8 protein-coding genes are annotated in these 12,422 nt (G+C 58.8%); 6 read left to right on the top strand and 2 right to left on the bottom strand.

All coding sequences use genetic code 11. From position 1 onward, the window contains the following. The first annotated feature begins 122 nt into the window (after positions 1 to 122). From Q674_RS35285 to Q674_RS35295, 3 genes are all read left to right on the top strand, one after another. On the top strand, positions 123 to 2,570 hold the full coding sequence (locus Q674_RS35285; protein WP_023009476.1) for an acyl-CoA dehydrogenase: 2,448 nt from the start codon (positions 123 to 125) through the stop codon (positions 2,568 to 2,570). Between the two features lie 14 nt (positions 2,571 to 2,584). Continuing rightward, entirely contained in the window at positions 2,585 to 2,965 is a 381-nt protein-coding gene (gene crcB, locus Q674_RS35290; RefSeq protein ID WP_011787020.1) for a fluoride efflux transporter CrcB, read from the top strand. A gap of 260 nt (positions 2,966 to 3,225) precedes the next feature. After that, entirely contained in the window at positions 3,226 to 3,432 is a 207-nt protein-coding gene (locus tag Q674_RS35295) for a cold-shock protein (protein ID WP_008172950.1), read from the top strand. A gap of 62 nt (positions 3,433 to 3,494) precedes the next feature. Here the strand turns inward: Q674_RS35295 and Q674_RS35300 are convergent, their stop codons facing one another. Next, on the bottom strand, positions 3,495 to 4,298 hold the full coding sequence (locus Q674_RS35300; protein ID WP_023009477.1) for a dienelactone hydrolase family protein: 804 nt from the start codon (positions 4,296 to 4,298) through the stop codon (positions 3,495 to 3,497). 260 nt (positions 4,299 to 4,558) lie between these two features. Between Q674_RS35300 and Q674_RS35305 the strand changes: the two genes are divergently transcribed. The 3 genes from Q674_RS35305 (at position 4,559) to Q674_RS35315 (ending at position 9,948) form a co-directional block, all read left to right on the top strand. Further along, entirely contained in the window at positions 4,559 to 5,170 is a 612-nt protein-coding gene (locus tag Q674_RS35305) for a Yip1 family protein (RefSeq protein ID WP_023009478.1), read from the top strand. A 211-nt stretch (positions 5,171 to 5,381) separates the two neighbouring features. Next, positions 5,382 to 7,112 (top strand): alkaline phosphatase D family protein, encoded by a 1,731-nt coding sequence (locus Q674_RS35310; RefSeq protein WP_023009479.1) that lies wholly within the window; start codon positions 5,382 to 5,384, stop codon positions 7,110 to 7,112. A 103-nt stretch (positions 7,113 to 7,215) separates the two neighbouring features. After that, the gene (locus Q674_RS35315; protein WP_023009480.1) at positions 7,216 to 9,948 is read left to right on the top strand and encodes a cation-translocating P-type ATPase; all 2,733 of its coding nucleotides are present in this window, start codon (positions 7,216 to 7,218) and stop codon (positions 9,946 to 9,948) included. Here Q674_RS35315 and Q674_RS35320 read toward each other — a convergent pair. Next, on the bottom strand, positions 9,929 to 12,349 hold the full coding sequence (locus Q674_RS35320) for a D-xylulose 5-phosphate/D-fructose 6-phosphate phosphoketolase (RefSeq protein ID WP_023009481.1): 2,421 nt from the start codon (positions 12,347 to 12,349) through the stop codon (positions 9,929 to 9,931). The genes Q674_RS35315 and Q674_RS35320 overlap by 20 nt on opposite strands. Positions 12,350 to 12,422 lie beyond the last annotated feature (73 nt).

The following is a 12,422-nucleotide window of genomic DNA, read 5'->3' on the forward strand; positions in this document are numbered from 1 at the left end:
AACACTGGTCATTATCTGGCGAACAGACATCTGTTAGGGTAAGTTGAACGTAACGAAGTGTAGTCAAAGGGCTCCGGCACTGGCCGGAGACTCCAATCCATGGAAGACAGAGAGATCCTGAGATGACTTTGATTCTTTTTCTGGTGGCTCTGGCCGGCCTGCTGTACGTGATGCGCCGGGAATCCGGTGCCAAACCCGCCATTGGCGTGATGGCTGTGGTGGGTGTGCTGTCCCTGTTTCTGGCCTCTGGCTGGCTTGCTTTTGTCCTTCTGGCGGGCGCGGCCGTTACCGCTGTTGCGGGTTTGCCCCAGTTCCGGCAGAGCTGGCTCACCCCCCGGGTGTTTGCCATGTTCAAGAAGGTGGCGCCCAAGGTGTCAGACACTGAGAAAGTGGCTCTGGAAGCGGGTACCGTTGGTTGGGATGGCGAACTGTTCACCGGTCGCCCGGATTGGCACAACCTGCTGATTAACCGCCACACCGGTCTGAGTGAGGAAGAGCAGGCCTTCGTCGACGACCAGTGCACCCAGGCCATTTCCATGTGTAACGCCTGGGATCTGGCGGTTGAGCGTGCCGATCTACCCAAGGAGCTCTGGGATTTCCTGAAGAAAGAGAAGTTCTTCGGCATGATCATTCCGAAGGAATACGGTGGCCTCGGGTTTTCCGCCAAGGCTCAGACTGCAGTGCTGCAGAAGCTGGCCGCCAACGAAATGCTGATGGTCACAGTCGGCGTGCCCAACTCCCTCGGCCCGGGCGAGCTGCTGGTGAAGTACGGTACCGAAGAGCAGAAAGACTATTATCTGCCGAGACTGGCCGATGGCCGGGAAGTCCCCTGTTTTGGCCTGACCGGGCCTCGCGCAGGCTCTGATGCCACTTCGCTGCCAGACACCGGCATTGTCTGCAAGCAGGAAGTGGATGGTAAAGAAGTGGTGGGTATCCGCCTGAACTTTGAAAAGCGCTGGATTACGCTGGCGCCAGTCGCCACGGTGGTCGGGCTGGCGTTCCGGATGTTTGACCCGGACGGGCTGCTGGGGGACACCAAAGATTACGGCATTACCTGTGCGCTGATCCCCCGGGATACCGAGGGCATGGAAATCGGCCGGCGCCATTGCCCCATCGGGTCCCCGTTCATGAACGGCCCGATCAAGGGCAAGGATGTGTTCATTCCGCTGGACTATATTATTGGTGGCCAGGAAATGGCGGGCCAGGGCTGGCGCATGCTGGTTGAGTGTCTCTCGGTGGGTCGCTGTATCACCCTGCCGTCCGGTGCTGCCGGCGCCGCTGCCTATGCTGTGGGCACGGCCGGTGGCTTTACCCGAATTCGCCGCCAGTTCAATACGCCGGTGGCGGAGATGGAAGGGGTACAAGCCCCGCTGGCCCGCATTGCGGCTAAAACCTACATTGCTCAGGCGGCGGTTAATCACACCGCTAACATGATCGATCGGGGCGAGAAGCCGGCGGTACCGTCCGCTATCCTCAAGTATCACCTGACCGAATTTCAGCGTGAAATCCTCACCGATGCCATGGATGTGCACGGTGGTAAAACCGTAACCCTTGGACCCCGCAACTACCTGGGCATTGGTTACAGTGGTGCGGCGGTGTCGATCACCGTTGAAGGCGCCAATATCATGACCCGCAGCCTGATGATCTTCGGTCAGGGTGCCATCCGTTGTCATCCTTATGTGCTGAAAGAGCTTGCCGCGAAGGACAATGACGATATCAAGGCGTTTGATGAGGCGTTCTTTGGTCATGCCGGGCTAATCTTTGGCAATGCCGCCCGCGCCTTTACGCAGGCGCTGGGCCTGGGCAAGGCTGATGTGCCATTCGACAGTGCCTCCCGCAAGTATGCCCAGGCCCTGGCGCGGTTCAGCTCTGCCTTCGGCCTGTGTGCCGATGCGGCCATGACAACCCTGGGCGGCGAGCTGAAAATGCGCGAGCTGATTTCGGCACGCCTGGGTGACATGCTGGCGAATCTGTACCTGGCTTCCATGGTGCTGAAGAACTGGCACGAAACCCAGCCGGTGGATGGCGAGAAAGAACTGATGCAGTACAGCCTGGCCTATCTGCTGCATCGTACCGAGCTGGCACTGGACGAGTTCCTCCAGAACCTGCCGAACCGACCGGTGGCACTGGCTCTGCGAGCTATTACCCTGCCGCTGGGATGCCGTTGGGATGCGCCCCATGATGATCTGGCGCGCAAGCTGGCCCGTTCCATCACCACCGATACTCCGGTTCGCAACAAGCTGATGGCTGGTGCCTGGACTACAGACGGGGAAGGCACGGTGGAAAATCCCGTCGCCCGCTATAACGGTCTGTTGAAAGACTACGACAAGGCCGAGCAGCTGTATCGGAAGGCCACCAAGGCTTACGCCAAGGGCGAACTGCCGATGACCGCACTGCATCCCGAGGAGCGTTTTGAGGCCGCCCTGGAGGCCGGTGTATTCAGCAAGGAAGAAGCCGACTTCATGCGCCAGTATGAAGAGGTGGTGCTGGAAATGCTCACCGTGGATGATTTCCCGTTTGACGAGTTTGCCCGAAACCGGGAAACCCTGATCGACCACAACCCGGCCTGAGGCGGCCGGGTAGCATGTGGTGGTCGGTTCTTGCAGTCAGCGTTGGTGCCGTTATAGGCGCCAACCTGCGCTGGGGGCTTGGGCTCTGGCTTAACGCCAGTTATCACGCCGTTCCCTGGGGCACACTGGTTGCCAACCTCAGTGGTGGCTGGCTGATTGGCGTGTTGATGGCTTTTTTCAGCCAGAGCAGTGTGCTTTCGCCGGAATGGCGTCTGTTTGCGGTGACAGGTTTGTGTGGCGCCCTGACGACTTTCTCGACCTTCTCGCTGGAGATGTTCGCCGCCCTTCAGGAAGGCAAGTGGGGTATGGCCCTGGTCGGAATTCTGGCCCATGTTGTTGGCTCTATCCTGATGACAGCACTCGGATTTCTGACTTTTTCCCTGGTGCGTGGGTAAGCCTGCGGGCCAGTCAGAATCTGTGGGTATCACTACCTACACAAATTATTGAAATTACGCTTGGCAAGCCCGAAATTCCAGAGTAGAGTGGGTTCGTAGGAAAGAATCAGTAAAGCAGTTCATGAATAAGACGTACCTCCGCAGTTAGTAGTGACCGTCCTGTTTTTGATCCCGCGAGTTCTGTTTTTCCGTAACACGCTGACCAGCACCCTATGAGTGTGTGGCAGCAGATAATATGATTGATTTCAGGAAGTTTAAGTATGTCTACTACTACCGGTACTGTTAAGTTCTTCAACGAAGCAAAAGGCTTTGGCTTTATCACTCGTGAAGGCGGCCCGGACGTATTCGTTCACTACAGCGCCATTCAGGGCTCTGGTTTCAAGACCCTGGCCGAAGGCCAGCAGGTCGAGTTCACCGTAACTCAGGGCCAGAAAGGTCCTCAGGCGGAGAACGTTGTTGCTCTGTAATCCCCTGAGGATTCAGCAATAACCCAAAAAAGGCAGCCGAGGCTGCCTTTTTTGTTGCCTGTTTATTCCCCGAAAATTTCCTCGTAAAAACGCATGGTGCCCTGCCATGAGCGCCGCGCAGCTGCTTCATCATAGGCGATTGGCATGCCGAACTGTTCGGCCACCTTATCGGCATTGGGATTGGTGAAGGAATGTTTCACGCCGGGAAAGCTGACCAGCGTCAGATCCACTTCGGCATTCTGCATTTCCCGAACCAGCCCGGCCACCTGTTCCGAGGGAACCATGTCATCTGCGCCGCCTGTGTAAACCTGCACTTTTGCTTTCACAGCGCCAGCTTCGGCCTGCAGCGGGCTGCCCAAGGCACCGTGGTAGCTGACTACGCCATCCAGATCCACGCCCATACGAGCCATGTTCAGGACCACGGCACCACCGAAGCAATAGCCCTGGGCAGCAATACGGTCTAGGTCAACGCTGTCATGGTTCTGCAGAAGTTCCTTGGCTTTCAGGAAGCGGGCTTTAACCTGCTCCATGTTGCTTGTGGCTTCTTGCATGAACTTCTGGGCGGTATCCGGATGGTCGGCCTGTTTGCCGGAGCCATACATATCCAGTGCGAAGGCGGTATAGCCGGAGGCTGCCAACTTTTCCGCCTGCTCCCGGGCAAAGTCATTGTGGCCCCACCATTCGTGTACCACCAGCACGCCGGGGCGTTTCTGGTTGAACTCGTCGTCCCAGGCCAGGTAGCCGGTGAAGGTTTGGCCGTCTACGGTGTATTCAATGGTTTCGGTCTGCATTTCTGCAAGCGCCTGTGTGCTGGTCATAAAAAGGGAGAGGATTGCTGTGGGTACTGCGGTTCTGATACGGATCATCGCGTTTTTTACTCCTTGCCAGGATTGGTGACACTTCCATGATTACGTTGGCAGCCAGAAAATCGATCCAGACTCACTGGCGTGTCCTTTTCTCAGAACAAAACGGTCTTATAGGCCAGATCTGATAAGTAAAGAGAATCAATGCCGGCTTTCCCGAATCTGATTCTTGACTATAGTTAAGAACAGGAACGGTTTTAAGTCCGAAATGGTTCGGGCACCGTATCCACCCATACCAACAACAGCAATAAAGGGGGTGGTTTATGCTTCTGTCCCATGCGTTTGGTCTCTTCACCCACCCGGATGATGAGTGGGTATCCATCAAGAAAGAACACGAACATCCAACTCGTCTTTATGTGGCGTACGTCGTCATTCTGGCGGCCATAGCGCCAATCTGCGCTTACATCTCGACGGCCCATTTTGGTTGGTCTATCGGTAGCGAACGGCTGATCAAGCTCACCGAAATCAGTGCGCTCCAGATGAGCGTTCTGACCTACCTCGCCATGCTGGTGGGGGTCTTCGCCCTCGGGTACGCCATTAACTGGATGGCGAAAACCTATGGCGCCAAGGAAGAGCACGTGCCGTCTAACGGTATTGCCCTGGCAGCCTATTCCTGTACGCCACTGTTCCTGGCCGGTTTTGCGCTGCTGTACCCGGTGCCCTGGTTCAATGCTGTGGTGTTTCTGGCAGCGGCCTGTTACGGCGCCTGGCTGATGTACGACGGCTTACCGATCGTCATGGGCATCGAAAAGGAGCGGGCGGTCATGTACGGAGGGGCTCTACTCACGGTGGCACTGGTGATCCTGGTATCCACCCGAGTCGGTTCGGTCATTCTCTGGAATCTGGGGCTCGGGCCGGTGTTCGTCAGCGGCTAGCCAGACACGTTATTCACTCGGTCAAAACGGGAGCTTCGGCTCCCGTTTTTTGTGACTGCCGTCTGCTTGCGATGCACCTGTCGGAATTTGCCACAGCCTTGTCGCAATCCGGCAACGCGTTCTTCATATCTCTGGTCTAGCTTTTCAGGCCAACCGGTTTTGGTTTCCGGGCACGATAAAAAGCATATGACGAACATGACAGGGGTGGACAATGGCTAGACTGACGAGACGGGATTTTCTGAAAGCATCGGCACTGGGTATGGGGGCGGTGGCGATTTCCACCGGCCTGGCGGGGTGTGTGCTGGATAGCGACGACAAACGGCGGGTTGATTTTACCCATGGTGTGGCCAGTGGTGATCCGCTACAGGACAGCGTTATCCTCTGGACCCGGGCCGTGCCCGAGCGTGGCAGCAAGGTGAAAGTCGGTTGGGAAATCGCCACCGATGCGGAGTTTGCCTCGGTGGTGCGCTCAGGAACCGCCGAAACCACCGAAGCCCATGATTTCACCATCAAGGTGGATGCCCAGGGGCTGATGCCGGGCCAGCGTTACTATTACCGTTTCCGCTCCTCGGGTGCCACTTCTCCCGTAGGTGCCGCGACTACCTTGCCGGAAGGATCGGTAGAGCAGGTGCGACTGGCTGTGGTTTCCTGCTCCAACTACCCGGCCGGTTACTTTCACGTATACCGGGAAGTGGCAAAACAGGCGGACCTGGATGCTGTGATTCATCTGGGCGACTATATCTATGAGTACAGCAGTGACCCGGACAGCTATGCCTCGGAAGATGCCCGGGCTTTGGGCCGGACCTTCCCGGAAAACAATAACCGGGAGTTGCTGACACTGGCCGATTATCGCCGCCGGTATGCTATTTACCGGCAGGATCCGGATCTGCAGCTGGCCCATCAGCGGTTGCCGTTCATTGTGGTGTGGGACGACCATGAAGTGGCTAACGATACCTGGCGTAACGGTGCTGAGAATCACGATGACTCTGAAGGCGACTTTAATCAGCGCAAGCTGTCGGCGCTGCAGGCCTTCTTCGAGTGGATGCCGATCCGACCGGTGATCGAAGGTAATGACGAGGCCATCTATCGCAGCTTCCGTTTTGGCGATCTGGTGGATCTGCATATGCTGGATACGCGCATTATCGGGCGCGATCAGCAGCTGGATTACCTGAATTATCTGAGTGAAAGCGGGCTGAATGCACAGCAATTCATGGCCGATGTGACTGATCCAAACCGGACACTGCTGGGTGCTGAACAGCGTTTATGGTTGCAGAACAAGCTGGCCACGTCGTCCGGGCGATGGCAGGTGCTGGGGCAGCAGGTGTTGATGGGGCGTATGGATTTGCCTGCGGAATTGTTGCTGGGTATTGCCACGGGGAACGTTTCGGAACTGCCGCAAGCCCTGGCGGAACTCGCGACTATCAAATTCCGAGCCCTGCAGGGCGACCCCACACTCACCGAGCAGGAACTGAGCCGAATCAGCACGGCCGCGCCCTACAATCTCGATGCCTGGGACGGCTATCAGGCAGAAAGAGAAGTTGTTCTTGGCATGGCGCGGCAATTGGACAAAAACCTGGTGGTGCTGGCCGGAGATACCCATAACGCCTGGGCCAATAATCTGAAGGATATGAATGGCAACCAGGTGGGTGTGGAATTTGCCACCGCCTCGGTGTCTTCTCCCGGACTGGAGGACTATCTGGGACTGCCTGATGCCCTAATTGCCGATGCGGAGCAGGGCATTGGCCTGCTGGTGGATGGCCTGGACTACCTGAACATCAATCAACGTGGTTATATGGTGGTTACTTTCACTCAGGACGAAGCCCTGGCTAACTGGTATTTCGTGGATACCGTCAAGAGCCGGGAATATACGGTTGATAACAGTCGGTCTGCGGCGCGGAAGACCTTGCCGGGTGCCGGGAACCGAACGGTCGATCCGGTATAGCCAACCGGGCGCGGCTATACCAGCCTTCGGTTTGACCTGGCGCATTGGCGGTATCGGCAGAATCCTGTGTAGTTGACCCAGACCTTAGGCAGGGAGCAGGGATATGTCAGAAGTCAGCACGCCAGGTTCAAAGCGGACAGTGGCCGGGGGCGCACAGTCTCAGGCCTGGCATGCCCTGGCCGCAGAACAGTCGCGGGTTCTTCTGGAAGCGCCGGAGCCTTTGACCGACGAAAGTGCGCGGGCCAGGTATGAGAGGTTTGGTCCCAACCAGTTGCCAGAGGGTAGGACGTCCGGCCCCCTGGCCCGGCTCGGTCGCCAGTTACGTAATTTCCTGATTTATGTACTGCTGACCGCAGCGGCCATCACCGGTGCTCTCGGACACTGGGTCGACGCCGGGGTGATTCTGGCGGTGGTGATTGTCCAGACCCTGGTCGGCTTCATCCAGGAAGGTCGGGCCGAGCAGGCATTGTCCGCTATCCGTCATATGCTGGCTCCCCGCGCCCGCATTGTCAGGGCCGGCGGCCAGCATCAGGTGGATGCCGGCGAGCTGGTACCTGGTGATACCGTGCTGTTGGAGGCTGGTGACCGTGTGCCCGCCGATCTTCGCCTGGAAAAAACCAACAACCTCAAGATTGAGGAAGCTATCCTGACGGGCGAATCCGAGGCGGTGGACAAGTTCCCCGATCCGGTGGACGAGCAGTCGGCCCTCGGCGACCAGACTGGCATGGCGTTCTCCGGCACCATGGTGGCCACGGGCACCGCCCGGGGCGTTGTCGTACGTACCGGTATGCATACCGAAATCGGCCGCATTTCCGGCCTGCTGGCTGATACCACCAGTCTTAAAACTCCGCTGCTGGAACAGATGGACCGGTTTGCGCGGGGGCTTTCTCTGATTGTCATCGCGACCGGCATTCTCATCTTCTTTGGCGGTCTGGTGTTCAGTGGCCTGGAATTCCGGGAGTTGTTCATGGCGGTGGTGGGCCTGACGGTGGCAGCCATTCCTGAAGGCTTGCCTGCCATTCTCACCATTACCCTTGCCATTGGTGTGCGCCAGATGGCGCGTCGCAAGGCGGTGGTACGCCGGATGCCGGTGATCGAAACCCTGGGCGCGGTTTCAGTCATTTGCTCTGACAAAACCGGCACGCTCACCCGTAACGAAATGATGGTGACTACCGCTGTGACCTCCGGTGAGCGCTATGAGATTACCGGCGAAGGTTATGGTAGCGATGGTATGGTCTGCCGGGAGGGTCGGCCGGTCACCGGCGATGGGGTGCTGGCTGAGCTTGCCCGGGCGGCGGCACTGTGTAACGACGCCAGCATTATTGGCAAAGACGGGCAGCCTTCTATTCATGGGGACCCCATGGAAGCCGCGCTGAAAGTGTTTGCCGGCAAGGCGGAATTTGATCATGTGAACAGTGCCTCCGCCTGGCCGCGGGTTGATGAGGTTCCCTTCGATACCCGCATACGGTTCATGGCCACATTGCATCACGACCACCACGGTCACGGTATCGCCTATCTCAAAGGCGCTCCGGAACGGATTCTGGCCATGTGTGCGCACCAGGTATCCACCGACGGTGGAACGGAGCCGCTGAGCACCGAGCACTGGGAACGGATCATCACGGAAATGGCTTCCGAAGGCCTGAGGGTGCTGGCACTGGCGCGCAGGCCAATGGCGAAAGGCAGCCGGGAACTGGTGCTGGAAGAGCTGGAACAGGGCGCTGAATTGCTGGGGGTGGTGGGCTTGCTGGATCCGCCCCGGCAGGAGGCTATCCGCGCTATCAAAGAGTGCCACGATGCCGGTATTCGGGTGAAGATGATTACCGGCGACCACGCACTGACGGCCGGTGCCATTGCCCGAAAACTCGGGCTGCGTAATGCCGACCGGGTACTGACCGGCAAAGAGCTTGATGACCTGGATGAAGATCAGCTCCGGAGTCTGGCCGGAGAGGTGGATGTGTTTGCCCGCACCAGCCCCGAGCACAAACTCAGGTTAGTGAAAGCGCTGCAGGCACTGCATGGTGTGGTGGCCATGACCGGTGATGGCGTCAACGATGCCCCGGCACTGAAGCGGGCGGATGTTGGCATTGCCATGGGTGTAAAGGGCTCGGAAGCGGCCCGGCAGGCGTCATCGGTGGTGCTGCTGGATGATAACTTCGCCAGCATTGCTGCGGCTGTCAGGGAAGGGCGCACGGTTTACACGAACCTGCGTAAGGGCATTGCCTTCATGCTTCCGATTAACGGGGGGGAATCCGTCAGTCTGATCACCGCCTTGTTACTGGGGCTCACGTTGCCCATTTCCGCCTTGCAGATTCTCTGGGTGAATATGGTCAGCTCGGTGCTGCTGGCCATGACCCTGGCGTTTGAGCCGCCCGAGCCCGGAGTCATGCGGCAACCTCCCAGACCACGGGACGAGTCCTTGCTGCAGGGATTTGTGGTCTGGCGGGTGGCGTTTGTATCCCTGCTGTTTCTGGTGGGTATCTTCGCGGCCTGGTTCTGGGTCATGCATCGTCATCAGGACCCGGTGCTGGCCAGCACTCTGGCGGTCAACACCCTGGTGGCGATGGAGGTCTTCTACCTGTTTGCGGTGCGTTATCTCGACAGTGCCTCGATTACTCTGCGGGGGGTGCTCGGCACCCCCGTTGTGCTGGCAGCGATCGCAGCGGTCGTGGTATTGCAGCTGTTGTTCACCTACCTGCCGTGGTTCCAGCACACCTTTACCACTGCGGCCCTGAGCCTGGAGCAACTGGCGTTTTCCGTGGTGGCTGGTGTTGTGGTTCTGCTGGTGTTGGAACTGGAAACTGCGATACGTAACCGGGTCAAGGCAGTCCGCGGGTAATCACTCCCGGATCACCTCGGCCCTCCACTGCGGCCAGTTCGGCGCTGGAGAGCCATTCTCCGGGAGGTTTGTCCATCACCTCGGCGCAGGCCGCCAGGGCATGGCCCCATGAGCAACGGTTGGCGAACAGCATGCCCGCTTCATTCAGGGTACCACCCCGATTGATGTAGCCCAGTACCCGGGAATGGCCGGGCTGCGGGAACAGCGTGTGCAGGTGTCCGCGAAACACTTCCGGCCGCATATGAGTCAGGGCAACCCGTCGGTGCATGCGATGGGGGAACAGACGCTCCCGCTCAAACTCGGTCAGGCAGGAGGTGGCTTCCATCGGATCCCGGGGTTGACGGAAGCGCCCGGGTTCCTGCAGATAGACCAGCCGGAACGGTGTGCCGGTCTCGCGCAGACGCTCGCAAGCCCGTATGGCCTCGGAAAGCTGATAGGCGCCATTGGCAATCAGCAGCAGGGGTTCTTCGCCAGCCGAGGTATCCTCGTCCACCACCAGTGCGCCGTGTTTTGCCAGTGCTTCGGCTTCGCTGCCGTTGAAGACGCACGGGCGCTCCCGTTTCGGGATAACGAGGCAACTGATGCGGCCCCGCTCCCGGTAAACCGATGGCAGAATCGCCAGAGCGCTGTTGTAGTCAGCCGGGAAAATCACCCGGGAGACATCGCTCATTTCTCCCAGTAAAGCCTCACAGAAGCTGGTGTCCTGGTGGGATTGCTCGTTCTTGCCGTTTTCCCATGTGTGCGAGGTGGCAATCACTGGCAGTCCCAGCCATTGCGGTGGCCGGCCCACTTCTTTCTGATGTCGGGCGAAGATCAACTCCTGCCGGATAGCGCCGAGCATTTTCACGCAGAAGGCTTCGTAGCTGGCCACCAGATTCAATCCCGCTTTGTTGGCCAGGCAGGCAGAGACGACCGCCTCTTCATTCAGTGCCGTAATGATCTTGCCGTGTACTGACTCGGCCTCGTTCTCCGGGTCGTTCACGCGGTGCTTGAGGCTGTCGAGCACGCCTTTGAGTCGATTGCTGGCGAGTTCGTCCGGGTTGCCGACCCGGGGCCGGAGTTCCGGGTTGTCCGCGACCAGAGCCTTGAAGAATTCATCAACGGCAGTCATGGGTGAGCATTTGTTCTGAGCCCAGGGCAAAACCGGAATGGCAGGTTCCGAGGGGCGGCGAAGCGCCAGCGGGTGATCCCGCTCCAGTGGCCGGCCCTGTTGGCTGTGTTCATTCAGCTCGGATACCGCCAGGTTCAGCTCCTGCGGCTTTACCCATAGCGGTGTTGCGTACTCATTGAACAGCTCCCGGGATATGGCATCCATACGAGGATTGCCGGGCAGAGGCAGATTGTGAGCTGCGTTTTCTCCGGCGCCATAGAAACCATAGCCTTTCACGGTCTCTGCGATACCGTAGGGTATGCGAACCGGGTAGCTGATCTCACCTTGTTGCGCAGCAGTGCCATGGGCTGCTAGTGCCTGCTCCATGTCGTACATGGCACAGACGAAAGCCGCGGGATCACGGCCGTCAAATCGTACCGGGTCAAAGCCCCGGTGTTGCAGGTGCTGCTCAAACCGTTCCAGACCCTCTCGGGTACCAAGCTCGGTTCGTTGTTCAATGCGACGGCCATTGGCAATCATCACCGGCAAGACCAGTCCGCAGTCCTCGGCCCGCCACCACCGGGGTATCCAGTCACTGCCGCGCTGTTCTTCAGCGGCTCCGTCGGAAAGGAAGGCCACCAGGGATTCACCGGGCAGAGGCATATGAGCGTATTGCAGCTCGGCAAACCCAAGGTAGCCACCTTCGATAATGCCCCCGGCGGTATGGGGGTTCACGTGGCTACCGAGGGGCGCCGCCATCGTGCCATCCGGTTTCTGGCGATAGCTGTAGAAGTCGGAGGCCAGTCGAGATAGTCCCTCAGGCGCCAGGTAACGGGCGCGTTGCTCGGGATGCAGATTGCCGGTCAGAACGTTGAGTGCATCCACGGCGGCCACACAATGCCCTTGTCCCATCAGCCAGCTGCGGGTTTTTCCGGTCAGGTTGTTGAGGGCCAGGTAGGCCGCGTAGGCAGGCACCATGTTCAGGGCGCCTCCGGTATGGCCTTCCGGCGAAGCCTTGAAATCCTGGGCGACCAGGGGGGCGCCGGCAATGTCCACCCGGTTGCAATAGGTCATGTGCACCACCAGCCACAGGCCGGCGCTGGTGAGCCGGTCCAGGGCGATCAGCTTCCGGTACACCGTATCTTCATCCGGTTGGTGCCCGGCACTAACCAGTTTTCCAGCGAGTTCCCGGACTCTGGCGGAGGTCTGTTCGGAGTGCCGGATAACGCCATAGCCCTGCTGCCAGCAATGGAAGGCTGAGCCTGGTGTTGCCTCGTTGGGCGCCTGAACGGGTTCAGTGGGCGATGACATGACGGCCTCCATGGCTGATAAGTGTGAAGGAAGTGTAAAACGGACCGCCGTCAGCCCCCTTGATGCAGGTCAG

Source organism: Marinobacter sp. EVN1, assembly GCF_000475375.1.
GTDB lineage: Bacteria > Pseudomonadota > Gammaproteobacteria > Pseudomonadales > Oleiphilaceae > Marinobacter > Marinobacter nauticus.

Bases quoted from the DNA above. Each gene is read 5' to 3' on its own strand.
- Q674_RS35285 (WP_023009476.1), top strand. From the start codon at position 123: ATGACTTTGATTCTTTTTCTGGTGGCTCTGGCCGGCCTGCTGTACGTG.
- crcB (WP_011787020.1), top strand. From the start codon at position 2,585: ATGTGGTGGTCGGTTCTTGCAGTCAGCGTTGGTGCCGTTATAGGCGCC.
- Q674_RS35295 (WP_008172950.1), top strand. From the start codon at position 3,226: ATGTCTACTACTACCGGTACTGTTAAGTTCTTCAACGAAGCAAAAGGC.
- Q674_RS35300 (WP_023009477.1), bottom strand. From the start codon at position 4,298: ATGATCCGTATCAGAACCGCAGTACCCACAGCAATCCTCTCCCTTTTT.
- Q674_RS35305 (WP_023009478.1), top strand. From the start codon at position 4,559: ATGCTTCTGTCCCATGCGTTTGGTCTCTTCACCCACCCGGATGATGAG.
- Q674_RS35310 (WP_023009479.1), top strand. From the start codon at position 5,382: ATGGCTAGACTGACGAGACGGGATTTTCTGAAAGCATCGGCACTGGGT.
- Q674_RS35315 (WP_023009480.1), top strand. From the start codon at position 7,216: ATGTCAGAAGTCAGCACGCCAGGTTCAAAGCGGACAGTGGCCGGGGGC.
- Q674_RS35320 (WP_023009481.1), bottom strand. From the start codon at position 12,349: ATGTCATCGCCCACTGAACCCGTTCAGGCGCCCAACGAGGCAACACCA.